At 72.3% G+C, this 25,709-nt stretch carries 31 protein-coding genes; 15 read left to right on the plus strand and 16 right to left on the minus strand.

Features of this window, described 5'->3' with window-relative positions; all coding sequences use genetic code 11:
* The 13 genes from CBF90_RS15695 to CBF90_RS15755 form a co-directional block, all read right to left on the minus strand.
* Positions 1-432: hypothetical protein (locus CBF90_RS15695; protein WP_197690596.1), on the minus strand; the 432-nt coding region annotated here is incomplete at its 3' end.
* Positions 429-887 (minus strand): hypothetical protein, encoded by a 459-nt coding sequence (locus CBF90_RS15700; RefSeq protein WP_088381050.1) that lies wholly within the window; start codon positions 885-887, stop codon positions 429-431. The genes CBF90_RS15700 and CBF90_RS15695, both read right to left, overlap by 4 nt.
* Positions 884-2,203, minus strand: coding sequence for a FliI/YscN family ATPase (locus tag CBF90_RS15705; protein ID WP_088381051.1), 1,320 nt, complete (start codon positions 2,201-2,203; stop codon positions 884-886). Before CBF90_RS15705 ends, CBF90_RS15700 begins: the two co-directional genes overlap by 4 nt.
* Positions 2,200-2,817 carry a FliH/SctL family protein gene (locus tag CBF90_RS15710; RefSeq protein WP_071918940.1) on the minus strand — a complete coding sequence of 206 codons (618 nt, stop codon included), beginning with the start codon at positions 2,815-2,817 and terminating at the stop codon, positions 2,200-2,202. The genes CBF90_RS15705 and CBF90_RS15710 overlap by 4 nt, the downstream gene beginning before the upstream one ends.
* Positions 2,807-3,808 carry a flagellar motor switch protein FliG gene (gene fliG, locus CBF90_RS15715; protein WP_023953673.1) on the minus strand — a complete coding sequence of 334 codons (1,002 nt, stop codon included), beginning with the start codon at positions 3,806-3,808 and terminating at the stop codon, positions 2,807-2,809. The genes CBF90_RS15710 and fliG overlap by 11 nt, the downstream gene beginning before the upstream one ends.
* Positions 3,805-5,430 carry a flagellar basal-body MS-ring/collar protein FliF gene (fliF, locus tag CBF90_RS15720; RefSeq protein ID WP_036304749.1) on the minus strand — a complete coding sequence of 542 codons (1,626 nt, stop codon included), beginning with the start codon at positions 5,428-5,430 and terminating at the stop codon, positions 3,805-3,807. Before fliF ends, fliG begins: the two co-directional genes overlap by 4 nt.
* On the minus strand, positions 5,430-5,735 hold the full coding sequence (gene fliE / locus CBF90_RS15725; protein WP_023953674.1) for a flagellar hook-basal body complex protein FliE: 306 nt from the start codon (positions 5,733-5,735) through the stop codon (positions 5,430-5,432). Before fliE ends, fliF begins: the two co-directional genes overlap by 1 nt.
* A complete protein-coding gene (locus CBF90_RS15730; RefSeq protein WP_023953675.1) occupies positions 5,735-6,127 on the minus strand; it encodes a flagellar basal body rod protein FlgC in 393 nt (130 codons plus the stop codon). The genes fliE and CBF90_RS15730 overlap by 1 nt, the downstream gene beginning before the upstream one ends.
* Complete coding sequence (locus CBF90_RS15735) at positions 6,124-6,465, minus strand: flagellar basal body protein (RefSeq protein WP_071918941.1); 342 nt, start codon at positions 6,463-6,465, stop codon at positions 6,124-6,126. The genes CBF90_RS15730 and CBF90_RS15735 overlap by 4 nt, the downstream gene beginning before the upstream one ends.
* Before the next feature lie 108 nt (positions 6,466-6,573).
* A complete protein-coding gene (locus tag CBF90_RS15740; protein ID WP_023953677.1) occupies positions 6,574-6,834 on the minus strand; it encodes a signal transduction histidine kinase in 261 nt (86 codons plus the stop codon).
* The gene (gene fliS / locus CBF90_RS15745) at positions 6,831-7,208 is read right to left on the minus strand and encodes a flagellar export chaperone FliS (RefSeq protein WP_023953678.1); all 378 of its coding nucleotides are present in this window, start codon (positions 7,206-7,208) and stop codon (positions 6,831-6,833) included. Before fliS ends, CBF90_RS15740 begins: the two co-directional genes overlap by 4 nt.
* Entirely contained in the window at positions 7,205-8,584 is a 1,380-nt protein-coding gene (gene fliD, locus CBF90_RS15750; protein ID WP_023953679.1) for a flagellar filament capping protein FliD, read from the minus strand. The genes fliS and fliD overlap by 4 nt, the downstream gene beginning before the upstream one ends.
* Before the next feature lie 91 nt (positions 8,585-8,675).
* Positions 8,676-9,482, minus strand: coding sequence for a sigma-70 family RNA polymerase sigma factor (locus CBF90_RS15755; RefSeq protein ID WP_023953680.1), 807 nt, complete (start codon positions 9,480-9,482; stop codon positions 8,676-8,678).
* Between the two features lie 233 nt (positions 9,483-9,715).
* On the opposite strand from CBF90_RS15755, the gene flgN reads away from it, so the two are divergent.
* Genes flgN through CBF90_RS15775 form a run of 4 tightly spaced genes read left to right on the plus strand, consistent with a single transcriptional unit; the run spans position 9,716 to position 12,870 of the window.
* Positions 9,716-10,198 (plus strand): flagellar export chaperone FlgN, encoded by a 483-nt coding sequence (gene flgN / locus CBF90_RS15760; RefSeq protein WP_088381052.1) that lies wholly within the window; start codon positions 9,716-9,718, stop codon positions 10,196-10,198.
* A gap of 8 nt (positions 10,199-10,206) precedes the next feature.
* Positions 10,207-11,610: a flagellar hook-associated protein FlgK gene (gene flgK / locus CBF90_RS15765; protein ID WP_088381053.1), complete on the plus strand. Its 1,404-nt coding sequence runs from the start codon at positions 10,207-10,209 to the stop codon at positions 11,608-11,610.
* Between the two features lie 13 nt (positions 11,611-11,623).
* The gene (locus CBF90_RS15770; protein ID WP_023953683.1) at positions 11,624-12,505 is read left to right on the plus strand and encodes a flagellin; all 882 of its coding nucleotides are present in this window, start codon (positions 11,624-11,626) and stop codon (positions 12,503-12,505) included.
* Positions 12,502-12,870 carry a flagellar assembly protein FliW gene (locus CBF90_RS15775; protein WP_023953684.1) on the plus strand — a complete coding sequence of 123 codons (369 nt, stop codon included), beginning with the start codon at positions 12,502-12,504 and terminating at the stop codon, positions 12,868-12,870. The genes CBF90_RS15770 and CBF90_RS15775 overlap by 4 nt, the downstream gene beginning before the upstream one ends.
* 13 nt (positions 12,871-12,883) lie before the next feature.
* On the opposite strand, the gene CBF90_RS15780 is transcribed toward CBF90_RS15775, so the two are convergent.
* The gene (locus tag CBF90_RS15780) at positions 12,884-13,960 is read right to left on the minus strand and encodes a sugar-transfer associated ATP-grasp domain-containing protein (protein WP_064955575.1); all 1,077 of its coding nucleotides are present in this window, start codon (positions 13,958-13,960) and stop codon (positions 12,884-12,886) included.
* Positions 13,961-14,057: 97 nt separating this feature from the next.
* Positions 14,058-14,903, minus strand: a complete 846-nt coding sequence (locus tag CBF90_RS15785) for a flagellin (protein ID WP_023953686.1) — start codon at positions 14,901-14,903, stop codon at positions 14,058-14,060.
* Between the two features lie 72 nt (positions 14,904-14,975).
* On the opposite strand from CBF90_RS15785, the gene CBF90_RS15790 reads away from it, so the two are divergent.
* From CBF90_RS15790 to CBF90_RS15820, 7 genes are read left to right on the plus strand one after another with little or no spacing between them, the layout of a single operon-like run.
* Positions 14,976-15,830, plus strand: coding sequence for a metal ABC transporter ATP-binding protein (locus tag CBF90_RS15790; protein WP_052007849.1), 855 nt, complete (start codon positions 14,976-14,978; stop codon positions 15,828-15,830).
* Positions 15,827-16,708: a metal ABC transporter permease gene (locus CBF90_RS15795; protein ID WP_071918947.1), complete on the plus strand. Its 882-nt coding sequence runs from the start codon at positions 15,827-15,829 to the stop codon at positions 16,706-16,708. The genes CBF90_RS15790 and CBF90_RS15795 overlap by 4 nt, the downstream gene beginning before the upstream one ends.
* Before the next feature lie 10 nt (positions 16,709-16,718).
* Positions 16,719-17,135, plus strand: a complete 417-nt coding sequence (locus tag CBF90_RS15800) for a Fur family transcriptional regulator (RefSeq protein WP_023953689.1) — start codon at positions 16,719-16,721, stop codon at positions 17,133-17,135.
* Positions 17,113-18,132 carry a permease gene (locus CBF90_RS15805; RefSeq protein ID WP_088381054.1) on the plus strand — a complete coding sequence of 340 codons (1,020 nt, stop codon included), beginning with the start codon at positions 17,113-17,115 and terminating at the stop codon, positions 18,130-18,132. The genes CBF90_RS15800 and CBF90_RS15805 overlap by 23 nt, the downstream gene beginning before the upstream one ends.
* Positions 18,125-19,093, plus strand: coding sequence for a DUF1980 domain-containing protein (locus CBF90_RS15810; RefSeq protein WP_088381055.1), 969 nt, complete (start codon positions 18,125-18,127; stop codon positions 19,091-19,093). The genes CBF90_RS15805 and CBF90_RS15810 overlap by 8 nt, the downstream gene beginning before the upstream one ends.
* Complete coding sequence (locus CBF90_RS15815) at positions 19,083-20,513, plus strand: hypothetical protein (RefSeq protein ID WP_088381056.1); 1,431 nt, start codon at positions 19,083-19,085, stop codon at positions 20,511-20,513. Before CBF90_RS15810 ends, CBF90_RS15815 begins: the two co-directional genes overlap by 11 nt.
* A complete protein-coding gene (locus CBF90_RS15820; protein WP_088381058.1) occupies positions 20,510-21,208 on the plus strand; it encodes a DNA-3-methyladenine glycosylase in 699 nt (232 codons plus the stop codon). The genes CBF90_RS15815 and CBF90_RS15820 overlap by 4 nt, the downstream gene beginning before the upstream one ends.
* Before the next feature lie 121 nt (positions 21,209-21,329).
* On the opposite strand, the gene CBF90_RS15825 is transcribed toward CBF90_RS15820, so the two are convergent.
* Complete coding sequence (locus CBF90_RS15825) at positions 21,330-24,359, minus strand: DEAD/DEAH box helicase family protein (protein ID WP_088381057.1); 3,030 nt, start codon at positions 24,357-24,359, stop codon at positions 21,330-21,332.
* A gap of 232 nt (positions 24,360-24,591) precedes the next feature.
* On the opposite strand from CBF90_RS15825, the gene rpmB reads away from it, so the two are divergent.
* From rpmB to CBF90_RS18910, 4 genes are all read left to right on the plus strand, one after another.
* On the plus strand, positions 24,592-24,828 hold the full coding sequence (rpmB, locus tag CBF90_RS15830) for a 50S ribosomal protein L28 (RefSeq protein WP_005051771.1): 237 nt from the start codon (positions 24,592-24,594) through the stop codon (positions 24,826-24,828).
* The gene (gene rpmG, locus CBF90_RS15835; protein ID WP_005051772.1) at positions 24,828-24,998 is read left to right on the plus strand and encodes a 50S ribosomal protein L33; all 171 of its coding nucleotides are present in this window, start codon (positions 24,828-24,830) and stop codon (positions 24,996-24,998) included. The genes rpmB and rpmG overlap by 1 nt, the downstream gene beginning before the upstream one ends.
* A gap of 4 nt (positions 24,999-25,002) precedes the next feature.
* Positions 25,003-25,308: a 30S ribosomal protein S14 gene (rpsN, locus tag CBF90_RS15840; protein ID WP_023953697.1), complete on the plus strand. Its 306-nt coding sequence runs from the start codon at positions 25,003-25,005 to the stop codon at positions 25,306-25,308.
* Between the two features lie 114 nt (positions 25,309-25,422).
* Positions 25,423-25,551 carry a hypothetical protein gene (locus CBF90_RS18910; RefSeq protein WP_256977545.1) on the plus strand — a complete coding sequence of 43 codons (129 nt, stop codon included), beginning with the start codon at positions 25,423-25,425 and terminating at the stop codon, positions 25,549-25,551.
* The last annotated feature ends 158 nt before the right edge of the window (positions 25,552-25,709 follow it).

Below are 25,709 nucleotides of genomic sequence, written 5' to 3' on the forward strand. Positions count from 1 at the left end.
CCCATGAACCGAGACCCCGCCGCCCGAGACCCCGCCGCCCGACACCCCGAGCCCGGCGAGGCTCCCCGCGCCGGCGCTCACAGTGGCGAGCAGTGCTGTCGCGTCATCCGTGACGGCAATACTCCGGTCAGCCGGATCTCCCGCCGCCTCCCCGTCGGGCATACTCGGGCCCTGAGCCGCGGCTTGCCCTGCGCCCGAGTCCGTGCCGGACGCCCCGCGGCCCGCGGAGGCATCCCCACCGGCCACCGGCACACCGTCCACCGGCACACCGTCCACCGGCTCCGCGGCCGCGGCCTGCCCGGCGAGGACGAGGGCGAAGGCGTCCGACGCCGTCGCACCTTCGCCGCCGTCGTCGCCGCCGTTCGGCCCTCCGCCGCCGCGAGGACGCGCGAGCGCGGTCGTCGTTCCGAGTGCGAGGCCCCACATGCTCATGACGCCTCCTCGGGCCGGGGAGAGGTGTCCGACGTGCCCGGCATCCCGTTCGCCGAGCGCAGCGCGATCTCGTCGAGCACGGCCTGCTCGGCGGCGTCCCGTCGCTCCCGCTCGCGCTCGTGGAACGCGTCGGCCAGCCGCTCGATGCCTCGTTCGGCCCGGCGGGCGTCGTCGAGGCGCAGACGAGCCGCGTCGACGTCCGCGCGCTGCGCCCTTCGGAGCGTGTCGAGGTCGGCCAGCAAGCTGCGGGCGGCCACACGACTGGCCGCGAGGGCGGCGAGCGTGCGGATGTCGCCGGGCGTCTCGGCAGACGTGGTCAGGGCCGCGCGCAGCTGCCGATCGCGGGCCTCGGTGCGCTGCTCCTCCATCGCGGCGCGCGAGAGGTGCGTCGCCGCGGCACGCTGCTGGATGCCGCGGATGCGCAGCAGCCCCGCCAGGGGGAACCCCCGCTTCACGAGACGTCTCCGAACGAGGCGACGAGCTCGCCGAGACGGCGCCACGACTCGGCGGCCGGGGACCGATCGTCGAGGTCCTGCCGGAGGAAGGCGTCGATCGCCCGCGCAGAGGCGACGGCGGCGTCGACCCGCGGGTCGGCTCCAGGCTGGTACGCGCCGACGCCGATGAGGTCGTGGGCCTCCTGGCGGGCGGCGAGCACGGCCCGCAGCGTCGTCGCGAGCCGGCGTTGATCCCCGGTCGCGACCTTGCCGGCGAGCCGGGAGACCGATCCGAGCACGTCGATCGCGGGGTGGTGCCCGGTGACGGCGAGCGTCCGGTCGAGCACGAGGTGTCCGTCGAGGATCGAGCGCACGGTGTCGGCGACGGGCTCGTTGTGGTCGTCTCCCTCGACGAGCACGGTGTAGATCCCCGTGATCGACCCGCGCCGATCGGTGCCGGCGCGCTCGAGCAGACGGGCGAGCACCGGGAACGTCGAGGGCGGGTAGCCGCGCGTCGCGGGCGGTTCGCCGGCCGCCAGCCCGATCTCGCGCTGGGCCATCGCGACGCGGGTGAGCGAGTCCATCATCAGGACGACGTGCTGGCCCTCGTCGCGGAACGATTCGGCGATGCGCGTCGCGGTCGACGCCGCGCGCAGGCGCGCCATCGCGGGCTGATCGGAGGTCGAGACGACGACGACCGAGCGGGCGAGACCCGCGGGGCCGAGGTCGTCCTCGAGGAACTCCCGCACCTCGCGGCCGCGCTCGCCGACGAGGGCGATGACGTTGGCCGAGGCCGACGACCCCCGCGCGATCATCGACAGCAGCGACGACTTGCCGACGCCGGACCCGGCGAACAGTCCCACCCGCTGACCGCGGCCGAGCGGGGTGAGCGTGTCGATCGCGCGCACACCCGTGACGAGCGGCTCGGTGATGCGTTCGCGTCCCATCGCCGACGGCGGGGCGTGGTCGAGGTCGACCCGTGGCCCGACGAGGGGGCCGCGGCCGTCGATGGGGCGGCCGAGCCCGTCGAGCACGCGCCCGAGCACGGCGGGGCCGACCGGCACGCGGGCTCGACCGGACAGGGCGCGCGCCGCGTCGCCGACGCGCAGTCCGTCGGTGACCCCGAGCGGCATGCAGCGCAGGATGCCGCGGTCCGCAGCGACGACCTCCGCGGGCACGCCGGCCGTGCCGCGATCGGTCATCCCGCCGAGCTCGATCAGGTCGGCGACCGCTCCGTGCACGCCGCGGATGTCGACGCCGAGGCCGACGATCCGCGAAACGGTCCCGGTCCGCAGCGGGCGCGCGGCCTCGACGACCGCCGGCCAGCCCCCGTTCATGCGCTCTCCTCGAGCGCCCGGCGGGCCCGCGCGAACGCGGCGGCGATCCGCAGGTCGATCGCGCCGTCGGCCAGACGGATCGTCGCGTCGCCCGGCGCGAGCCCCGGGTCGACCTCGACCTCGACCGATCGTGGCAGCGTCTCGGTGAGGGCCGAGGCGACCACGTCGGCGTCGGCGGCGGAGAGCCGGACGACCGGCGCCGCGGCACCATCGCCATCGGGCACCGCGCTCTCGACCCGAGCCGCCGTCGTGAGCGCTGCGCGCACGGGATCGGACAGCTCGCGCTCGACGATGGCCTCCGCCAGCTCGATCGCCATCGCATGAAGCTCGGCCACGACGGGCGCCGTCAGCTCGGCCGCGCGCGCGTCGAACCGGGCGGCCGCGCGTTCGAGCGCCGCGACGGCGGCAGCCACGCGCGCCCGGACGGCTGCGTCCGCCGCCTGCTCGCGTTCGGCCCGTTCCGCTGCGTCGCGCTCGGCGTGGGCTGCGGCCAGCCGCATCCCTTCGGCGTACCCGGCGGCGTGACCGCGGGCGCGGGCGCGGTCGCGCTCCTGGGTGAGCGACGGACCCGACAGGCGCGGGATCTCGAGGCGGGTGAAGGCGTCAGACGACATACTCCTCCTCGACCCGTTGCACCCGGATGTCGCCGGCGGCCTCGAGCTCGCGGATCGTCCGGACGATCGCCGCACGCGCCTCTTCGACCTGCGAGACGCGCACGGTGCCGAGCAGGCGCGACTCCTCCTGCAGCGCCTCGCGGTTGCGTTCGGTCATGTTCCGGAGGATCACATCGGCGACGGGACCCGACGAGCCCTTCAGCGCGAGGGCGAGCACGCGGACGTCGATGCCGCGCAGGACGCGCTGGGCGTCGCGGTCGTCGAGCACGACGATGTCGGCGAAGGTGAACATGCGCGAGCGGATGTCTTCGGCCAGGGCGCTGTCGCGGGCCTCGATGCTCGCGAGCAGGGCCTTCTCGACGGTCGCGTCGGAGCGGTTGATGATGTCGACCAGGGGCTGGACGCCCCCGAGGGTCTCGCGGGCGTCGCGCGTGGTCAGTGCACCCGAGCGCGCACGCAGCGCGGTGGCGACGACGGCCACGGCATCCTGCGACGCGGTGCCCATCGTCGCGATCGCCTGCGCGACGTCGGTGCGGGCGGGATCGGCGATCTCGGCCAGGACGGCCGCGGCGCGCTCGACCGGCAGATGCGCGATGACGAGCGCGACGGTCTGGGGCAGTTCGCCGTCGAGGATGCTGGCGACCTGGGCCGGCTCGACGGCGGTGAGGAACTCGAACGACGAGCTCGTCATCGACGACGAGACCTTCGTGAGGACCCCCGCGGCCCGCTCGGGACCGAGCGAGGCCTCCAGCAGTCCCGTCGCGAGATCGCGTCCGCCGCGGACGGGCGGCAGGTGTCCGCGCACGACCCGCTGGAAGTCGGTCAGCGCGTCGCGCGTCGTCTCGAGGTCGAGGTCGCGCAGCCGGATGATCTCGGCCGCGATCGCCTCGGCCTCGTCGTCGGAGAGGTGCTTGAGCACCTCGACGGCCTGTGCCCGGTCGAGGTTCATGATGACGACGGCGGCCGTCTGGGTTCCGGTGAGGTCGCTCATGCGTCGGTCGAGTCCCGGACGAGCCGGCGCAGCAGGTCGGCGGTGCGGGCGGGGTCGCGGCGGGCGAAGTCGCCGATCTCGGCGCGGCGGCGGTCGAGGGCCACCTGCACGGGCTCGGGGTCGGGCTCCGGCTCGGGGTCGACCGCCATCGCTGGCAGGGGCACCGTGGGCGCCTCGTCGAGGAGCGGGGTCGCGAGGCCCCGGGTGAGGGCGTCGAACCGGTCGAGCGGCTCGTCGACCGGCGTGAGCGTCATGACCGACTCCGCCTCGGCGGCCGCGCGCCGACGGCGGGCGATCACCAGGCCCGCGATCGTCGCTCCGACGAGTCCGAGCACGACGACGACGGCGATGATCGCCGTGCGGAGCGTCTCGGCCGAGCGCTCGGCCTCCTCCGCCTCGCGAGCCGCGTCGAGGGCGGCCTGGGCGGCCGCGGCGCCCTGATCGCTGAAGGCGACGAGCTCGACGGTCACCTGGTCGCCGCGGGCCCGGTCGATGCCGGCGGCCGAGGTCACGAGGGCCTCGAGCTGCGCGACGTCGACGACATCGGTGCCGTCGGCGTTGACCGCGACGGCGACGGTCTGCCGCGCAACGGCGCCCGCCGGGGTCGAGGTGCTCTCGACGGTCTTGTTCACGACGTTCGAGCGGTTGGTCTGCGTCGACTCGTAGGTACCCGCGCCGCCGACGCCGGCGGGAAGCTCGGTGCCCAGAACGCCGGTCTGACCCCCGGTGCCGGTGTAGCTCTCGGTGCTCGACTCCTCGGTGGCCGGCAGCGCGCCCTCGACCGGGGTGTAGGTCTCGTCGACGCGCTCGGTCGCCGCCTGCTGCATCTCGGCGGCGACCGACACCGTCGCGTTGCCGCTGCCGAGCACGGTGTCGAGCATCTGCTGCACGCTGGCGGCCATGCGGGTCTCGTAGGCCCCCGCCTGCTGGTCTGCGTTACGGGTGGCGTCGCCGCCGATCGCCGAGAGGGTGCGCCCGGCGGCATCCACGACAGCGACGTTCTCGGGCTTCATCCCGCTGACGGCGGCCGAGGTGAGGTGCACGATCGCCTCGACCTGCTCGGGTGGCAGTGCGACTCCGCGGGAGGTCTCGATGAAGACGGATGCCGTGGGCTCGACCTTCTGCGAGACGAACACGCTCTCCTCGGGCAGCGCGAGCTGCACCGAGGCCGTCGTGACGTTCTCGAGGGCGCCGATCGTGCGGGCGAGCTCGCCCTCGATCGCACGCTTGTAGGTGACCGACTGCTGGAACTCCGAGCTCGTCACGCCCATCTTGTCGAAGAGGGAGTACCCCGACGACTCGGCGCTCGGCAGGCCCGCCGCGGCCGCCGCGAGGCGCTGCTCGTAGACCGCGGTCTCGGGCACGAGCACGGTCGAGCCGCCGTCGGTCAGCTCGTAGGGGATCGAGCCCGAGCGCAGCTGCTCGACCACCGCGCTGGCATCCGAGGCCGACAGGCCCGAGAACAGCGGGGTGAGGGTCGGGCGCGACATCCAGCTCGCCAGGGCGAACACGCCCATTGCGAGCACCGCGATGCCGATGATCGCGATCGTGCGCTGAGCGAGGGTGAACCCGGCGATCGTCGCGCGCAGGCGGGTCCAGAGCGAGGTGACGGCGGCGGGCATCAGGCCTGCATCCGCATGATGTCGTTGAAGGCTTCGACGCCCTTGTTGCGCACGGCGGCGATGAGCTCGAGGGTCACCGACGCGCGCGACGAGGCGATCATCGCGGAGTGGATGTCGTCGAGGTCACCCGTGACGGCCGCGACGGCCAGCTCGTTCGACGTCGACTGCATCGCGCGCAGCTCGTCGACCGCGCCGGTGATGCTCGCGCCGAAGCCGGCGCCGTCTGTCTGCTGCGGCGCTCGGGTGCTCGAGGTGAGGGCGGATGCAGCCGCGCCCAGGGCGTCGATGCCCGACAGCGGCGGCATCAGCGGCGTCCGATCTGCAGCGCGGCCTCGTAGGTCGTCTTCGCGCGGTCGACGACCGCCGCGTTGGCCTGGTAGCCGCGCTGCGCGAGGATCAGGTGGCTCATCTGCTCGCCGAGATCGATGTCGGGGTAGCGGACGTAGCCGTCGGCGTCGGCGAGCGGATTGTTCGGCTCGTGCACGAGCCGGCCCTCCGTGCCGCCCCAGACGGCGCCCGCGACGCGCACGCCGCCGGGATCGCCGGCCGACTCGACCGCGATGTAGCGCTGGCGGAACGCGTCGTCGCCGGGCGCGACCGCGGTGTTGATGTTGGCGATGTTGTCGCTGAGCGCGTCGAGCCAGGTGCGGTGGGCCGTCAGGCCCGACCCGGCGATGCCGATGGCGTCGAAGGTCATGAGGTCCTCATCGCGGTCTGGAGCGAGCTGAAGGTGCCGCCCACGGCTTGTGCCGCGAACTGGTACCGCAGCACCGCCTCGATGTTGGCGAGCGTCTCGGTGTCGAGATTGACGTTGTTGCCGTTGAGACGGGTGGGGGCGGTCGACTCGCGGACGGTCGCGGTCACGGCGCCGTCGCCGCGTGCGACCGAGCGCGCCAGGGCGCTCTCGAAGCTGACGACCTTGGCCCGGTAGCCGGAGGTGTTGACGTTCGCGATGTTGTCGGCGATGGCGCGCTGGCGCTCGGCGAGGCCCGAGAGGGCGCTCGTGAGCGCGGTGGTGGTCACAGATTCGAGCACGAAGGCGTCTTCCGTCGAACGATGTGGCCGATCCCTGGCCGATGGATGAGCGATCCGTGCTCAGCATCCCCTATCGGCCACCGCAGCGATGCCGTTAGCCGCGAGCGGTCAGCCGTCGACGTCGAGGTAGACGGCGTCGGGATGCTGCTGCGGGATGCGGTCGAGGGCGTCGAGGTGCCCGCGAACGGTGTCGAGCTCGGTGCGCAGCTGCCGCGACCGGTCGGCCTGTGCGCGCACGACCGCCCGTGCCCGGTCTTGGAGATGCGCGGGGAGCGGGCCGAGCCCGGCGGGCGGATTCCACGGCAGGGCGCCGGTGGGGTCGCCGGTCAGCTCCGCCTCGAGCCTGTCGAGCAGGTCGGCCCAGGTCACGCGGGGGCCGCTTCTGCCGCACCGTGCCATGCCTCGCGGAGCGGCGCGATGAGCTCGCGGCACTCGCGGGTGCGGTCGGCGTCGCGCCCGATGTTCGCCCCGATGAGCGTCCGGGTGATGTAGTCGTAGACGGCTCGGAGCGACGCCGACCCGCTCCAGCTGTCGTCGAGCGAGCCGGTGAGCTCGACGAGGATCCGCTGGGCGTGCTGCAGCTGGTCGTTGGCGGTCTGCCAGTCTCCCGATCGCTGCGCCGCCTCGCCGCGTTCGACGTCGAGCAGCAGTCGGTCGAACAGGAGGGTGACCAGGCGCGACGGGCTGGCCGAGAGGATCGTCTCTTCGCGGTAGCGCTGCTGGGCGCGGAGGGCGGCGTTCACTTCTTCGCCGCTCCCGACAGGGCCGACAGCTGCGACTCGAGGTACGACGACTGGGTCTGCAGCCGCGAGAGCATCGTCTCCATCGCGGCGTATGTGCGCTCGAGAGTCGCGCGCCGCTGTTCGAGCCGGAGGTCCCAGCGCGTCAGCTGCTCGCCGAGCATCTTCACCTCGGATTCCTGCCCCGTGATGCGGGTGGTGAGCAGGCCCTCGTACTTGTCGGAGTAGCGCTCCGCGACCTCCTGCACGCGGGCGGCGACGCCGGCGAAGACCTGCTGCACGCCGGCGGGGTCGTCGGCCAGGGCCTTCGTGAAGGCCTCTTCGTCGAAGCTCAGCGCGCCCCACCGGTCGACGCTCAGTCCCATGGTCGAGGGGGCGACCCCGTCGAGCGGCAGCTGCACGGCACCGGTGAGCGCCTGGTGGAGCGCGCGCACCGTGCTGTCGCCCGTGAAGACGCCCAGGGTCGTCTGCTGGCCGGGGGTCGTGGCGGCGGTCGCGGCCGACCCGCGGGCGATACCCGCCAGCAGCGTGCCGATCTGCGTGACGAAGGCCTTCGCGGCGGACGCGCTGCCCGCGGCGTCGGCCGACACGGTCACCGAGACCGGCGTAGCCGACGCGCGGCTCACCGTGACGTCGACGCCGGCGAACAGCGACGTGAAGGTGTTGCTCGCCGAGGTCACGGTCTGCTCCGCGGCGGTTCCCGCCCACAGGCGCACCTGGGCGTCCGCGCCTACCGTCACGATCGCCGATCCGGGCTCGGTGGCGAGATCGGTCGCCGAGCCCGCCGCGACGGACGCGGCGTCGCCGCGGAACACCTGGAACGCGTTGTCGGCGCCCGTCTCGGTCGCGGTGATCTGCAGACGCCACAGGGCCTGACCGTCCGCGTCGACGCCCGCCGACACCGCCGACGCGGTGATGCCGGTTCCGGTGGCGCCCAGGGCGTGGGCGATGTCGGCCGCAGCGCCCGACGTCGGTCGGACCTCGATCGGCTCGCCATCTGCGCCGAGCACCGTGAAGACGAGCGGGTCGTCCGTCGCGGAGCCGAACGGCCCCGTGACGACGCTCTGGGCCGTCGCGACGCGGTCGACGACGACATCGGCGCGCAGGACGGGTGCGCCCGCCGATGCCGTCACCGTCACGCTGTCGTCCGAGCTGGTCGCCGTGCGCTGCAGGAGTGCCGTCGGGGCGGCGGCATCCTTCGCCTTCGTCACCAGCGACTGCAGCGACGCATTGAGTGCCTGCAGCTGGGCGATGACGGCTTTGCGGTCGTCGGACTTCGCGCTGAGGATCGTGCGCGGAAGGCGCTCGACGTTCATGAGCGCGTCGATGATGGCCTTGGTGTCGAGATTCGAGGCGAGGCCGTCGATCGAGATCGCCATGTGCCCGTCCTGTCGGTCGTCGGTGCGGTCGCGTGCGCGCCGTCCCTTCGCTCTATCGACCGCGGAGACCGGACCGTTAGCCCAAGACGCGTCAGAGCGCGACGGATGCCGCCGGCGTCACGCCGCGGCCGGTGCGGGGCAGCATCGCGGTGATGCGGGCGAAGTACGCCTCGCGCGTCTCGACCGAGACCCGCGAGATGGGTTCGGCCTGCTCTTCGGCGGCGAACCGCTCGAGGGCGTCGCGGAGCAGCCGGATGGCCTCGGCGCGCTGCTGCGAGACCGCGGAGTGCGAGACGCCCAGCTCGGCGGCGATCTCCTTGACGGGACGCTCGTCGATGTAGACGGCCTGGACGATGGCCCGCATGCGCTCCGGCAGAGCAGCCACGGCGCGCTCGAGGACGTCGCGGCGCTCGCGCAGCACGGCGGCCTCGTCGGGGAGGACCATCGGGCTCGGCACCTCGAGCGCCGTCGCATCGTCGATGCTCGTGACCGTGCGCGCGGCGTCGTCGAGGGCTTCGACGACGGCGGCACGGGGCAGGCCCATCGTGGCGGCGATCTCGTCGACGCCGGCGACGCGGCCGAGGCGAGCGGTCAGGGTGTCGCGGACGGCCGTGGTCTCCTTGATGCGCTTGCGGATGCCGCGCGAGGCCCAGTCCATCGAGCGCATCTCGTCGGCGAACGCGCCGAGGATGCGTCGGCGTGCGTACGCGCCGAAGGGGACGCCGAGGGCGGGGTCGAATGCATCGGCGGCCGTCACGAGCGCCAGGGCGCCGACCGACGCCAGCTCCTCGAGGGGCACGTGCGTCGCCCGCGAGTGCAGATCCCGCGCCAGATAGCCCACGAGGGGCAGGTTCTCTTCGATGAGTCGATTGCGTTCCGCGTGACCGAGGATGTGCAAGGGGGCCTCTTTCGTGGCGTGCACCCGCTCCCGCGGCCCGAATTCGCGGAAGCCGTCACGCCGGCTGAGGCCATCATAAGCAAAATGAGAAAGATCTCATACGAAATCCTGAGGAGATGTAACGGGATCGACTCATCGGCCGATAGACGAGGATGATCGCTTCAGAACGGTTCGTCGGAAGAGCGAGTCGTTCGATGCGGTCCATGGGGGGCTGCTCAGGTAAGGGGGACACCTTGGGAGCTAACGAACTGTCGATGCAGCTGTGGCGCGAGCGCGAGCTGCTCGAGATGCTGATCTTCAAGCTCGAGGAGCAGCGCCTGCTGCTCGAGGCGGGGAACACGCGCTGGATCCATCTCGCATCGCGCGAGATCGAGCGCGTCCTGGAGGAGCTGCGCGAGTCGGGTCTCGGCCGCGACGTCGAGGTCGCCGCCGTCGCCCGCGAGTGGGGCGTGCCCGAGGCCGCCACGCTGTCGGAGCTGCTCGACTCGGCCCCGACCGGCACGTGGCGCGACATCTTCGCCGAGCACCGCGCGGCGCTGACCGAACGCATGGCCGAGGTCTCGCAGCTCAAAGAGGCGAACGAGACGCACCTGCGCGCAGCGAGCCGCGCAGTGGACGAGACGCTCGCCGGACTCGAGTCCGGGACGGGCGAGTACACCACGGGCGGCGGGCGGGTCCGCGAGGACACCGCGCGCATCGTCGACCGGGAGATGTGAGGACGCAGATGTCGACATTCAGCGGGTTGGGGACGGCCGCGAGCGCGCTCGCGGCGGCGCGGCGCGGCATGGATCTCGCGGGACAGAACGTCGCCAACCAGCTGACGCCCGGCTACACGCGGCAGCGGCTCGAGACGTCGGCGGTCGCGCCGCCCACGGGTGCGACCCGGTTCGGGCCGGTCGCCGGCCAGGGCGTCTCCGTCGACGGCATCGCGCGATTGGGCGATGCCGTGCTCGACGCGCGCGTTCGCGACACGCTGGCGGCATCCGGGTACTGGTCCGCTCGCGCGCAGGCAGCGGTGCGCGCCGAGGCCTCGCTCGCCGAACCGGGCAAGAACGGTCTGGCCGACCAGCTCTCGCAACTGTGGACCGCGTGGCAGGACTTGTCGAACGCTCCCGACTCCACCGCTGCGGCCGCCGCGGTCGTGACGCGGGGCGAGACGCTCGTGGCGCGCATCGCCGACGGATACCGCTCCGTCGCCGAGCAGTGGTCGTCGGCGCGCGATGCCGCCGAGCTGACGGTCGATCAGATCAACGCCGCCGCCGCCGAGATCGCGGAGCTCAACGCCGGGATCCGCGAGGTCGGCGTCGCGGGCGGCTCGGCCAACGAGCTCATCGACCGCCGCAATCTGCTCGCGCAGACCGTCTCGCGGCTCTCCGGCGCCGTGGGGACGGTCGAGGCGGACGGCACCCTCACCCTGCGGGTCGACGGGAACGCGCTCGTCTCGGGCACGCGAGCCCGTGAGCTCGAGGTCACCGGACCCCGCTCGATCGGCGCGGGCGAGCCGGTCGTGCTCGCCTGGCGCGAGCCCGGCGCCCCGCCCGTCGGGGTCTCGAGCGGAGAGCTGGCCGGCACCCTGTCGGTGCTCGCGCCCGCCGACTCGGGGGGAGTGCTGGCCGGGCTGGCATCGTCGTACAACGATCTCGCGGCATCCCTCGCCGCCACCGTCAACGCTCAGCACCGGCTCGGGGCGACGGCGTCGGGCGCAGCAGGAGGAGACTTCTTCGCCCTCGCAGCCGACACGCCCGCCGCGCTCGGGCTGAGCGTCGTGCCCCGCGGACGCGACGACCTGGCGATCGCCGCACCCGGCTCCGGCGCTCTCGACGGCGGCAACGCCGATGCGCTGTCGGGCATCGGGAAGCGCACCGACGGACCCGACGCGCTGTGGAGCGATGTCGTCTCGCGGCTCGCGGTCGCCACCGCCGCCGAGTCGGGACGGGCCGCGCGCGCCGAGACGACGGCGGTCGCCGCAGCGGCCGCGCAGCAGTCGGTCGCGGGCGTCGACAACGATGAGGAGACCATGAGCCTGCTGACCTATCAGACCGCCTACCAGGCGGCGGCGCGCGTGCTCACCGCCGTCGACGAAGCCCTCGACATCCTCATCAACCGCACCGGCCTCGTCGGCCGCTGACACCCGGAGCGCCATGATCAGCCGAGTCACATCGCAGACGCTCGCGCAGTCCGCCCTGCGGAACCTGCAGTCGGGCCTGAACGACCTCTCTCGCCTGCAGAACCAGGCGACCTCGCAGCGGGCTTTCGCCGCTCCGTCCGACGACCCGGCCGCCGCGTCGGCCGCGCTCGACCTCCACGCGGCCCAGCACCGCAACGCCCAGTACGCCCGCAACATCAGCGACGGCCTCACCTGGGTCACCACCGTCGACAACGCCATCTCGGCGTCGACATCGCTGCTCGGACGAGCCCGTGACCTCACGCTGCGCGGCGCGAACTCGGGGGCGCTCGACGCCAACGCGCGCGAGGCGATCGCGCTCGAGCTCGAGACCATCGCCGACGAGCTGTTCGCCCAGGCGAACACGACGCTGCTCGGACGCTCGGTCTTCGCCGGCACCACCGAAGGCAGCGCCTTCGCCGACGATTTCACGTTCGCGGGGGTGCCGGGTAGCGAGGTGCGCCGGCGCGTCGCCGACGGCGAGACGGTGCGCGTCGACGCGAGCGGCGCGGAGGTGTTCGGGTCGGGCGACGGCTCGGTCTTCGCCCTGATCGGATCGATCGTCGCCGATCTGCGGGGCGGAGCCGACGTACGGGGCCGCATCGACCAGATCGACGACCGCATGAACGCGATGCTGGGGGTGCAGGGCACGGTGGGGGCGAGGCAGAATCAGATCATGCGAGCCAAAGACGCGGCGGCCGACGCGACGGTGTCCCTCGAAGCGCAGCGCGCGGCGGTCGAGGACATCGACACCGTCGAGGTGCTCGTCGCCCTGAAGTCGCAGGAGCTCGTCTACCAGTCCGCGCTCGCCGTCACCGCCCGGGTGATGCAGCCGACGCTGATGGACTTCCTCCGATGAGCGCCCTCGAGTTCGTGACGCCGCCGCCCGGACTGTCTCCGCACACGACCTTCGCCCTCGACGAGGTCGCGGGTGGTGGAGGCCTCTACACGCTGACGGCCGCCGACGATCCCGGGGTGCGGCTGTTCGCGGTCGATCCGGGTGCCGTCGTCGACGACTACGCGCCCACGCTCTCCGACGCGCACGCCGCCGACCTGGGGCTGACCGAGCCGGCCGATGCCCGGGTGCTCGTGGTGGCGCGGATGACGGACGAGGGCATCGGCGTGAACCTCCTCGCACCCGTCGTGATCAACCGGCGCACCGGCGTCGCGGCACAGGTCATCCTCGAGGGCCAGGACCTGCCCGTCCGTGCCCTGTTGAGCTGAGGCCGGGCCGGATTCAGGCCACCGCGCGCGCCGAGGCGGCGTGCGGGAGCGACGGCGCCGACACGGCGGCATCCGCGTCGATCGCTGCGAGGTAGCGCGGCTTGTGGCCCGTGCGGATCCCGGTCGCGCTGGGCTTGTTCTCGTAGACGCCCGCGGCCCAGTTGCCCTCGACGAGCACCGGTCCGGTCGGCGAGACCGCGATGTCCCAGCCGACGTAGCGCACCTGCGGCACGACGCGCGCGAGCCGGTCGACGAACTCGAGCACCTCGTCGAACATCGGCAGGCGGAAATCGGCGATGCGGATGCCGCTGTCGGGATGCGTGGGGTACACGCGGTCGTTCGAGTCGTAGCCGTCGCCCGTGGCGCGGCCGGTCTCGTCGAGCATCGCGTAGAAGCCGCCGAAGGCGTTCTGGTCGCTGACGGCTCCGCGGCCGAACTTCTGGGCCATTGCAAGCACGTGCGTTCGCTCGCCGTCGAAGTAGGTCGTCACGCGTGTGGTGTTGACGGTGCCGGCGCAGAGGGCTGCGAGCTCGTCGTGTTGGCGGATGACCTCTTCGATGAGCGTCTCGCCGCGTTCGAGCAGTCCGCGGTGGAACCGCGACCAGTCGGTGACGTCGCGGGCGAGGTAGCGGTGCACGCCGAGGCCAGCGCGTCCCATCGGCTCCTTCGTCACGATCGTGCCGTGGCGCAGCGCGAAGGCGCGCACGTCGTCGGCGTTGTCGGCGGTCACGACCAGCCACTCGCGCTGCAGGTACGGGGCGAAGGTGTCGTTGAAGGCGATCTTGTCGTGGAAGAGGTGCCGGTACGCCGGATCGTCGAACCGCACCGCGAGGCGGTGCGAGACGGGGCTCGTCATGTAGGTCGCGCGCTCGGCGCGGGTGAGCATCGCGAAGTCGTAGTCGATGTAGTCCTGGAACCCGACGCCGCGCACCCCGGCCTGCCAGAGCATGTCGACGACGACCCCGAGCGTGCTGCGGCCGTGCCGCTGCCCGGCCCGGCGTGCGCGGGCGACGAGGCTGCTCGGGTTCACACGGCGCGCCCGCTCCCACAGGAAGGGGAGTCCGGGCGTCAGGGTTCGGGGGGATGTCATCGGGTTCCTCGTCAGTTCTCTCAGGCGCGTTCCCGCGGTGCGCCCGCGACGGCGATGGGTCCTGCGTCGGGCGGCGCAGGACCCACCGTCGCGAGGCTTACCGGAGCAGCTGGAGCACGCCCTGGTTGGCCTGGTTCGCCTGCGCGAGCATGGCGGTGCCCGCCTGCGACAGGATGTTCGCCGCGGTGTACTTGACCATCTCGGCGGCCATGTCGGTGTCGCGGATGCGGCTGTTGGCCGCCGACAGGTTCTCCGCCGACACGTTCAGGCTGTTGATGGCCGACTCGAAGCGGTTCTGCGATGCACCGAGGCTCGACCGGGCGGTCGAGATCGCGTTGATCGCGGTGTCGATCGTGTCGACCGTGCCGCGTGCGGCCGCGTTGTCGGTGATCACGAAGCCGGCGCCGACGGCGGTGCCGTCTGCCGAGGCGAGCGTGCCGACGGCGGTCGCGACGTCGGCCAGGTCGATCGTGATCGCGTCGTTCTCGGTGCCGCCTGCGCCGACCTGGAACGTCAGCTCCCCGCCCTTGAGCAGGTCGATGCCGTTGAAGTTGGTCGACTCGGCGATACGGCGCAGCTCGAGGCTGAGCTCACCGGCCTCCTTGGTGATGGCGGCGCGCGAGTTGTCGTTGTTCGAGCCGTTGCCGCCCTGGACAGCCAGGTCGCGCATGCGCTGGAGGATCGAGTGGACCTCCGTCAGGGCGCCTTCCGCGGTCTGGATGACCGAGATGCCGTCCTGAGCGTTGCGCGAAGCCACGTTGAGCCCGTTGACCTGAGACTTCAGGCCTTCCGAGATCGCGAGGCCGGCGGCGTCGTCCGCAGCGCGGTTGATGCGCAGACCGCTCGAGAGCTTCTCGAGCGACTTCGACACATCGTTCTGCGTGCTGGACAGGTTGCGGTACGCGTTGAGCGCGCCCACGTTGGTGGCGATCTGCATTCCCATGGTTCATTCCTCCGTGATTGGGATGAGCGGGAGCCCGTCCTGGGCTCCCGGAGTCCGTCCGTGGACTCCTGGATGCCTCTATCGACCGCTCATCGTCATCGGTTAGGCGGGTACGCTGACCCGGTGAGCCTGCTCGAGATCCGTGGTGCCGCACTCCGGCGTTCCGGGCGTGAGCTGTGGAGCGGGCTCGACCTCACCGTCGAGCCGGGCGAGCTCATCGCGGTCCTCGGCCCGAGTGGTTCGGGCAAGACGACGCTGCTGCGCGCGATCCTCGGGCTCGAGCGGTTGAGCGAGGGATCGATCACGGCGCTCGGCCGACCGGTCAAGCACAAGGGCAACCGGTCGATCGGCTACCTGCCGCAGGCGCGCCCACTGCCACGCGACACCGCGCTGCGCGCCCGCGACCTCATCGCCCTCGGCGTCGACGGGCACCGGTTCGGCCTTCCGCTGCCGCGCCGGCGCGACCGTGAACGGGTCGACCGCCTGCTCGACGGTGTGGGGGCGACGGCGTTCGCCGACCGCCCGGTGGGCGTGCTGTCGGGTGGGGAGCAGCAGCGTCTGCGCGTGGGGCAGGCCCTCGCCGACGATCCGCAGCTGCTGCTGTGCGACGAGCCGCTGACGAGTCTCGATCTGGCGAACCAGCAGGCCGTCGTCGGGCTCATCGACCAGCATCGGCGCTCGGGTGCCGGGGTGCTGCTCGTGACGCACGACATCAACCCGGTGCTCGGCAAGGTCGACCGCATCCTCTACATCGCGAACGGCCGCTTCACGCTCGGCACCCCGAAAGAGGTGCTGACCTCGCCCGTCCTCACCGACCTGTACGGTGCCCCGGTCTTCGTGCTGCGCGCCGGCGACCGGCTGGTCGTCGTCGGCGCCCCGGACGCCGACGCCTCGCACCACCACCACGACCACGGAGACCACGCATGAACTGGGCCGATGTCTGGGATGCGATGTTCGGCGGCCTCCCCGTCTACGGCGACATCCTCGCGCTCGTGCAGAACTCGGTGTGGGCGGGAGCCGTCCTCGGCCTCGTGGGCGGGCTCATCGGCGTCTTCGTGCTGCAGCGCGACATGGCCTTCGCCGTGCACGGCATCAGCGAGCTCTCCTTCGCGGGCGCCGCCGCCGCGCTGCTGATCGGCGTCGATGTGGTGACGGGATCCATCGTCGGGTCGATGATCGCCGCCGCCCTCATCGGGTGGCTCGGCTCGCGGGCGCGCGACCGCAACTCCATCATCGGCGTCCTCATGCCGTTCGGCCTCGGCCTCGGCATCCTCTTCCTCTCGCTCTACGACGGCCGCAGCGCCAACCGCTTCAGCCTGCTGACCGGTCAGATCGTGTCGGTGCAGTCGGGTCAGCTCGGATGGCTGATCGGCATCGGAGCGTTCGTGCTCATCGCCCTCCTGCTGATCTGGCGCCCCCTGCGCTTCGACTCGCTCGATCCGCAGTCCGCCGCGGCGCGCGGCGTGCCCACCGTCGCGGTGTCGCTCGGGTTCATGCTGCTGCTCGGGCTCATCGTCGCCGTCGCGGTGCACATCATCGGCGCGCTGCTCGTGATGGCGCTGCTCGTCACGCCCGCCGCCGCGGCCGTGCGGGTCGCGACCGGGCCCCTTGCGGTGCCGCTGCTGGCCGCCCTGTTCGGCGTGGTGTCGGCGGTGGGCGGCATCCTGCTGGCCGTTGCCGGAACGCTGCCGGTGAGTCCCTACATCACCACGATCTCGTTCACGATCTACCTGGTGTGCCGCATCGTCGGCGCCCGCCGTGGCCGGGTCCTGCGCACCCAGCCGATGCCGAGGCGCGCCGAGTAGACTCGCCGCCATGGCTCAGCGGAACACCTGGCAGCGCGAGCGCGTGCGCACGGCGCTGTCCGATGCCCGCGGGTTCGTCTCGGCGCAGGACCTCCACGCGTCGCTGCGCGACGACAACACCGGCATCGGGTTGGCGACGGTCTACCGAGCCCTCGCGACCCTGGCCGCCTCGGGCGAGGCCGACCAGCTGCAGAGCCCCGACGGCGAGGCCATCTACCGCGCCTGCTCGAGCGACGGCCATCACCATCATCTGATCTGCCGATCCTGCGGCCTGACGGTCGAGATCCAGGCCTCGGATGTCGAGGAGTGGGCGCACCGCACCGCCGCCGCCAACGGTTTCACGCAGGCCGAGCACATCGTCGACATCTTCGGCGTCTGCGCCGCGTGCTCCGCGGCCCGAGCCGATGAGAAGCGTGGCGGGGCCTAAGACCGCACGGCTCGCGCCATCTCCCGCGACGCGTTCGGCCGTCGCGCTCGGGATCGGTGCGGCCGTCGTCGCCGTTCTCGTCGCGGTAGCCGCGCTCACCCCCGGGCCGTCCCTGCCGACGCGGGCTCAGGACGGCGTCACGCTCGGACTGAGCGTGCTCATCGAGTCGCTGCCGTTCGTCCTGCTCGGCGTCGTGCTGTCGATCGTCGTGCAGGTGTGGGTGCCGCCGGGAGTGATCGAACGCTGGATGCCGCGGCGCGCCTGGGCCCGCCGCGCCGTGCTGTCGCTGCTGGGGATGCTCATCCCGGTCTGCGAGTGCGGCAACCTGCCGTTTGCGCGAGGCCTCATGATCCGCGGGTTCTCGGTGCCCGAGACGATGACCTTCCTCATCGCGGCGCCGATCGTGAACCCCATCGTCATCATCACGACCCACCAGGCGTTCGGGTTCGAGGACGGCATCCTGATCGCCCGGCTGCTCGGCGGGTACGTCGTCGCGAACCTGATCGGTTGGCTGTACTCGCGGCATCCCGATCCCGACGGCCTGCTGACCGATCGTTTCCTGGCGGCGTGCGAGCTCGCGGCCGAGGATCCGGGCGGCAAGGGGCGCCGCAGCCTCGCGCAGTTCGTCGTCGAGCTGCGAGCCGTCATGCCGGCCCTCGTCCTCGGTTCGGCGATCGCCGGCGCCGTGCAGGTGCTGGTGCCGCGCGACACACTGCTCGCGATCGGGTCGAACCCGGCGCTGTCGATCCTCGCGATGATCCTGCTCGCGATGATCGTGTCGATCTGCTCCAACGTCGACTCGTTCTTCGCTCTGTCGTTCGCGTCGACCTTCACCCCCGGGTCGATCGTGGCGTTCCTGCTCGTCGGCCCGCTCGTCGACGTGAAGATGCTCGCGCTCATGCGCACGACGTTCCGCAGTCGCGTGCTCGTCGGGCTCGTCGTGATCGTCGTGCTCTTCGCGATCGCCGTCGGAGGGATGGTGAATCTCTTTGCCTAAGTCATCGGCCCTGCTGACCCGCCTGTTCGGAGTCGGGCTCGCCGCCGCGCTCGCGGCCATCACCGTCACCCTCGCCGTCACGGGCCGGATCGGGCTCTACATCAACCCGGAGTCGGCCTGGTTCGCCGTCGGGATGTCGGTGCTCGGGCTGATCGGGACCGTCGTGAGCTTCGCGCTGCCGCTCGGCGCCGAGGCCGATCACGGACACGACCACGGCGAGCTGCACGGGCACGGCCACGGGCATGCTCACGCTGCCGCGCCGCACGAGCATCAGGACGCCTATGGCGATCCTGCGCCCGCTGCCCCGGCCACGCCCTCGGACGCACTGCCGACCCCGGCGCCGACCTCCCGTCGCGACGCCCGCGCCGCGGCGCTCGCCGGCGACACCGCCGCCCTCGCCGGCGACACCGCCGCGCCCGGTGCCGCCGTCGCGCCGGTGCGCCCGCGCCCCGATTGGCGTCTCGTGCTGGGCTCCGCGGCCGCGGGGACGGGCGGGCTGCTCGCGACGGGCATCGTCGCGGTGGCGCTCGTGACGCCAGCGGCGACTCTGTCGGCCGAGCTCGCGATGTCGCGTGACACCGGCACGCCGCCGCTGTTCCAGGGCGCCGACACGGTCGCCCTTGCGACGACCGGCGACACGTCGTCGTTCGGTGTCGGCGAGTGGGCGAGCGTCTTCGCGACGGCGACGAACCCGGAGGCGTTCGAGGGCGACGAGATCAGCCTGACCGGTTTCGTGACGCCGTCGAGCTCGGGGGGCTTCGGACTGACCCGGCTCGTCATCACCCACTGCGTCATCGATGCTCAGCCCGCGAGCATCCCGATCGGGGAGGCCTCCGACATCCCCGCGACGGGGGAGTGGGTGACCGTCACCGGCGTGATCCGCGACCGCGACGGCACCCTCGTCGTCGAGGCCATCGGGGTGCAGACCGTCGACGAGCCCGAGGACCCCTATGAGTACTGACGGGACGGCCCGGACCTCGCGGCGCGGGCGGACGCGCATGCGCCGTTCGCGACGGTTCGTCGTCGCGATGGTCGCGGTCGTGGGGGCTCTCGCCCTCGTCGGCGGCGCCAGCGCCGTGCTGACGACGGTGCAGGGGCCGCGTGCGACGTCGACGAGCGTCGACCCGCAGGCCGGGATCGAATCGGCGGGATCGCGCCTGATCGTGACGACGACGCAGTCGCTCGAGGAGATCGATCCGGCGCAGGTGCACATCGAGCCGGCCGCGGACTTCACCGTCGACACGTCGGGGCGCCAGATCGGCATCCGGTTCACTCTGCCGCTGCGTGACGCGACCGACTACACCGTTCGGATCGACGGCGTCCAGGGTCTGGGCGGGGGTCCGGCCGCGACGATCGAGGAGTCGTTCTCGACGCCGGCGCTGGAGACCTACATCCTGCAGCGCGGTGGCGCCGAGGACACCATCTTCCGCACGGGGCTCGACGGCGAGGACGCGGTGCCCGTGTTCGCGGATCCGCACATCGAGGACTTCCGGGCGACATCGACCCATCTCGCGATCGTGACCGCCGACGACGAGGGTGTGTCGACGCTCGTCGTCACGGACCGTGAGGGCCAGGGGCGGCGCGAGCTCGCGCTGCCCGGACGCGGCTTCGTCACCAACCTGCAGACCGCCGATCGCGGCGATCTGATCGGCTACACGTATACCGACGCGGGAATCGGCTCGGGGGGCGGTCTCGAGAGCGCGTTGTTCACGGCGTCGCTCACCGAAGCCAGCGCCGATGACGAGCCGGCGCAGCTGCAGTTCGCGGGCGGAGACGCGCGCATCGATGACTGGCGGTTCGTGCCGGGGACGGATGCCGTGCTCCTGCTCGGCTTCGACGGGGCCCTGACACTCGTCTCGGCGGCCGGGGGCGAGCCCGTCTCGCTCGGCAATGCGATCACGATCGACGGCATCGCCCGTGGCTCGACGGAAGCCATCGTGCAGCGCGCGACCGGGCTTGTCGCGATCGACCTCGCCACCGCGGAGGAGCGGCCGTTGAGCGCCGCGGACGCCGCAGCCGGCGAGACCCAGTCGGTCACGGCGCTGCCCGGCAACGCGGACGAGACGCTGCGTGTGCTCTCGCGGCTCGACGGCTTCACGGTGCTGTCGACGTCGGCTGCGGTCGTGGGCGCCGACGGCGCGACGCGTGACGTGTTCACGGTCGCCCCGGAGAATCTGCTGCTGCACACGTGCGTGTCGCCGAGCAGCCGGTACGCCGCGTTCCTCATCGCGCCCGATGCGGTCTCGAACCCGTACGACGCGTATGCGCTACCGCTGCCCGAACGCGTGCAGACCCACATCGTCGACCTCGGCACCGGCGAGGAGGTATCGGCTCTCAACGGGTTCGACATCTCGTGGTGCCAGAGCGCGCCGCGGCCATGAGCGCCGGCGATGACGTCGTGTCGCCGGGTTTCCATCCGGCGACGAGGGAGGAGCTCGCGCACCTTCCGGTGCAGGTTGCCCCCCGGCTGCTGGGTGGCCTCCTCGAGGTCGTGGTGGATGGGGCGCGGGTCGTCGCTCGGCTGACCGAGGTCGAGGCCTACCACGGACGTGACACGGGCGACCTGCCCGACCCCGGATCGCACGCGCGGATGGGACAGACCGCGCGCAACGCCACCATGTGGGGCGAGCCCGGGCATCTGTACGTCTACCTCAGTCACGGCATCCATTCCTGCGTCAATGTCGTCTGCGGTCCGTCAGGCGTCGCGGGTGGTGTGCTGCTGCGCGCGGCGGAGATCGTCGAGGGCGCGGATGTCGCCCACGGGCGGCGTGCCGCCGCCCGGACGCACCGCGATCTCGCTCGCGGGCCCGGACGGCTCGGCGAGGCCCTCGGCCTCCGGCATCCGGTGCACGACGGCATCGACGCCGTCGCGCCGGTCGAGCGGGACGGCGCCGTAGCTCGCCTGCTGCTCCGGGACGTCCCGGAGCCCGACGTTCTGACCGGCCCGCGAGTGGGAGTCGCGGGAATCGCGGGAACCGACGCGTTCCCGTGGCGGTTCTGGATCGCCGGTGATCCGACGGTCTCGCCTTTCCGGTGGGGTCGCGGCGCCGCCGAGGCAGCGTTGCGCGGCCGCTGACACTCCATCGCCCCGCCGCCCCGCCGCCCCGCCGCCCCGCCGACCCGACACGAATGGTCGTGTCGGGGCCGGATACGGCGCCGTTCGCGTCGGTTCGCGGGGCAGGGAGGGGAAGGAGCCGTCAGTCCCAGCGTTCGACGACGGCGAGGTCGCCGGCGACGGCTCCGCCGCGGCGTGCCTCCGCGAGTGTCGCGAGCGCATCCGGACTGTCGACGAAATGGAGCGCGCACGGGCCCACTGCCCGCTGCCAGTCGTCGGCGAAGGCGCGGATCCGCGGCCCCGACATGCCGAACGCCGAGGGCACCGGCAAGAACTGAGCCGGGCTCGATCGCGATGCGCGCTTCAGCAGCCATCGCACGATCGGGCTCCGCCCGCCGGCATCCACCTGCAGCAGGAATCGCGGCGTCCGCACCGGACCGAGCAGCTCCGCCATCGCTCCGGCGAAGGCGTGCTGCTCGGCGAGAGAGGCGTTCCGCAGGTGCAGCTCGAACTGCTGGATGCCGCCGGCATCCGCCGGTCGCTCGACGATCACCTCGGCTGCCGCGGCCTCGCTCAGGCGCCCGGAACGCTGCAATGCGGCCACGACGACGCCCGCGATGCGGCGGTACAGCTCCGGCGCTTCGGCATGCGCACGCCGGGAGCGCCACCAGGCGCGGGCGATCGGCATGCCCACGGCGAGGGCGGCGACCAGCCCCGCCGCTCCGGCCGCGAGCTCCGCGAATCCCGCCGCGCCCGCGCCGCCCGCCGCGCCCGCGCCGCCCGCGATCATGAGAGCGAGCGACGCCGTGGTGACGACGCCTGCGGCGGCGGTTCCGGCTCCGAGCGCGGCATCCGCTCGTCCCCGCGTCCGGAACGTCGGCTCGCCCCTGCGCGGCGCGACGGTCGCGTCGATCGACTCCCGGTCGAGGTAGTCCTCGCCGACGCGCCACAGCGCGCGCGTGCGCTCGCGCGCCTCGACCACCGTCAGCGCATCGAGGTCGTGCGCCGCGGGGCGGCCCGACGCGAGCAGGCGGCGCTGATCGGCCGTCAGCACACCGGGGAGGCCGCGGATGATGCGACGAGGATCGTCGCGGTGCACACCCCAGAGGCGCTCGTGCTTGCGCCGCAGCCGCGACAGGTCGGGGGACGCGTCGATCGGCGACGAGGGCGGCAGCATTGCCGTCACGGTCCAGATGTGCGCGACCTTCTCCGGCCAGCCCGGATCCAGCCGCAGCGCGCGCCCGCGCAACTGCTGGGTCGCGGGTGCTGTCGCCACCGACGACAGGTCGATGAGCGTGTTGACGGCCGGGCAGTCCCACCCCTCGCCGAAGAGCCCGCGCGTTCCGACGATGACGTCGAGTTCGCCGCGCGCCAACAGGATCGAGGCGGCGCGGACGAAACCCGCGGCGCCGACACCCGGTGCCGAGATCTCGGACACGCCCGGATCGTCGGGCACCGCGACTACCGCGATCGTCGGCGGCGATCCGCTCTCGGGGGCGAGAGCGGCCGCCCACGCCGCGGACAACGCCTCGACGTGACGCGTTGCGATGCGCGTCGTCGATCCGGTGACCAGGGCGCAGCGCAGGTCGGCGGTCGCGGCATCCGTCACGAGGACGTCGAAGGTCCGCACCGCGCCCGCCCGCCCGATCAGTCCGCCATGGCGGTTGCCGTGCTCGCTGAAGTCCGAGACGACGAGGGCGCGCAGACGCGAGCCGACCCGGTCTCGTTCGAGCCGCAGGATGTCGCAGACTGCTCGGTCCTTCGACAGCGACGATGCCAGCATCGTGTCGATCGGATCGCGCGTGCGGCGCAGGCCCCGGTCGGTCAGCGAGAAACCGAAGTCGGCGAGGGTCGCCCGGATCCGCTCCCACCGTTCCCGGGCGGCCGGATCGGGGAGGATGCGGTCGAGCGCGAACCGCCCCAGGAGCCGCAGCGACTCCTCGGTCGTCGGTGTGCGCCGCGCCGCGGTCGGAAGGCGCTCGACGAGCGGATGATCGGGATGGACGGTCGCGAGCATCGCCGCGGCAGCCTCGGATCCGGCGAAGTCGTCGGCGAACGCGCGCGACAGCCGGACGTCCACGCGGTCGTCCCGCGCACCGCGCGCGGGCGGGGCGGGAGGCGGTACGAGGGGCGCAGCTGCCAAGCCGCCGCCGCCCGCGCCTGCGTCATCTGCGTCGGATGCCGCGTCGCCGACAGCATCCGGCGTCGGTTGCAGCATCCTCACGAGGTGATCGGCGCCGTCGCCGTGCGCGAAGGTCGAGCGGAGGAGCAGCCCGAGGCCCATCGCTGCTCCCGAGAGGAATGCGAGCTCGTCGGACGTCGGCTCGACGAATCGTACGTGCTCGCGGTAGGGGGCGAGGTTGCCCTCGCGGACGACCGCGGGGATCGGAACCTCGTAGTCGACGTTCCCCAGAAGCGACGTGTAGTTGTCGTAGGCGTCGCCGTCGTCGGCAGAGGGGAGCGTGGCGGTCAGGCCGATGACGAGCGGGGAACGTCCGGCCGCGCGCAGCCGTGCCACGAGCGCCGCGACCACGAGCGCCCAATGGTCGAGCAGATGATGGCACTCGTCGAGCACGACCGTGTCGACGCCGTGATCGACGAGGCGCTCGATCAGCGCGCGAGCATTCGGATGCAGCGCGCGCGACAGCGCATCCGGGTCCTGCTGAGCGATGCGGCGTCGCAGTGTGCGGGAACGCCGCGCGATGCCGGCTGCGTACGCGCGGCGGTTGCCCGAGCGGAGAGCGTCGAGCCAGGCGGATGCCGCATCCGTCGACCGGCCGTCGCTCTCGAGCTCGAGCCGCCAGCGCTCGTGCGCCAGCGCGGCGAGGGGATTCTCGCCGTCGAGCACGCTCAGCGACTGGTAGGTCAGGGCGGTCAGCTCGCTCGGGGCCTCGCCGGCGGTCGACACATCGGCGGTGTCCGGCGCCAGGCGCCGCGCCTCGGCGGCCCATTGCTCGCGAATCGTGATCGTCGGGGCGAGGACGAGCGTCCGCGTCCCGCGTCGCATCGCGAGCAGGAGGCCGAGAAGCGTCTTGCCCGAGCCCGGCGGCGCGACGATGTGCAGCGGCCCGGGGCCGGAGGCGTCCACGCGTTCGAGCGCATCAGCCTGGTAGTGCCGCAGCCGGCCCTCGAACCGCCATCGCCCGAGGGGAACATCGGCCTCCGGCGACATAGCGGCAGTATGTCAGACGGCACCGACGCGGCATCCCGGGCAGCGGGCGGCCCCGACCGCGGTCAAGGCGACACGCCGTCGCGTGCTAGACTGACTGTTTGTCTGCGCGCACTCCAGCACGCAGTACGTACCCACTCCCCATCACAGGCCCGAAACGGCCGGGTGGAGCGCGGGTGCAGACAAGGGATCTTGGGTGGCACCGTCCGGTGTCACGGTACTAAGGAGAATCACTATGGCAGCAGTGTGCCAGGTGACCGGAGCAGTTCCCGGCTTCGGTCACAACATCTCGCACTCGCACCGCCGGACGAAGCGCCGCTTCGACCCGAACGTGCAGAAGAAGACCTACTACGTTCCTTCGCTCGGTCGCAAGATCACGCTGAACGTGTCGGCTAAGGGCATCAAGGTCATCGACGCCCGCGGCATCGAGTCGGTCGTGAAGGACCTGATCGCGAAGGGTGTGAAGCTCTAATGGCGAAGAAGGCTCAGGACGTCCGTCCGATCATCAAGCTCCGTTCGACCGCCGGTACGGGGTACACCTATGTGACGCGCAAGAACCGTCGCAACAACCCCGACCGCATCGTGCTGAAGAAGTACGACCCGGTGATCCGCAAGCACGTCGAATTCCGAGAGGAGCGCTGATCTCATGGCTAAGAAGAGCAAGATCGCGCGCAACAACCAGCGTGAAGAGGTCGTCGCCCGCTACGCCGAGAAGCGTGCCGAGCTGAAGAAGACCCTCGTCGACCCGAACGCGACCGACGAGGCCCGCGAGGCCGCCCGCGTCGGCCTGCAGAAGCTCCCGCGCAACGCGTCGCCGGTTCGCGTCCGCAAGCGCGACGCGATCGACGGTCGCCCCCGTGGCCACCTCTCGAAGTTCGGCATCTCGCGCGTCCGCTTCCGCGACATGGCACACAAGGGCGAGCTGCCCGGTGTGACCAAGTCGAGCTGGTAAGCGGCCTGCAACACAGCGCCGAAGCCCCCGCCCCGATTCGTCGGGACGGGGGCTTCGTCGTTCCCGCCGCCTGCGCTCGGGACGGGTATCCGCGGCAACGGCTACGGTCGGAGCATGGACATCAGCTCGATGATCATGGGCGGCGCGATCGCGTCGGTGATGTGGATCGTCTTCGTGCCCTGGTCGAAGCTCCGGCGGTTGCGAGAGCTCGACGAGCGCACCGAGCGCGCGGACGGAGACTGACCATGCCGTTGGATCCCTTCTTCGCGGAGCGGCTGCGCACGCACCGGCGCTACCTCCTGCGGCAGGCCTGGCGATCGGTCACGTCCGCGGTGGCCGATCGGATGCCGCGAACCCCGCGATCCCCCGCCGCGGAGGGCGTACCGGGAACCGCCCCCACC

This window comes from Microbacterium sp. AISO3 (assembly GCF_002204305.1).
Taxonomy (GTDB): domain Bacteria; phylum Actinomycetota; class Actinomycetes; order Actinomycetales; family Microbacteriaceae; genus Microbacterium; species Microbacterium arborescens.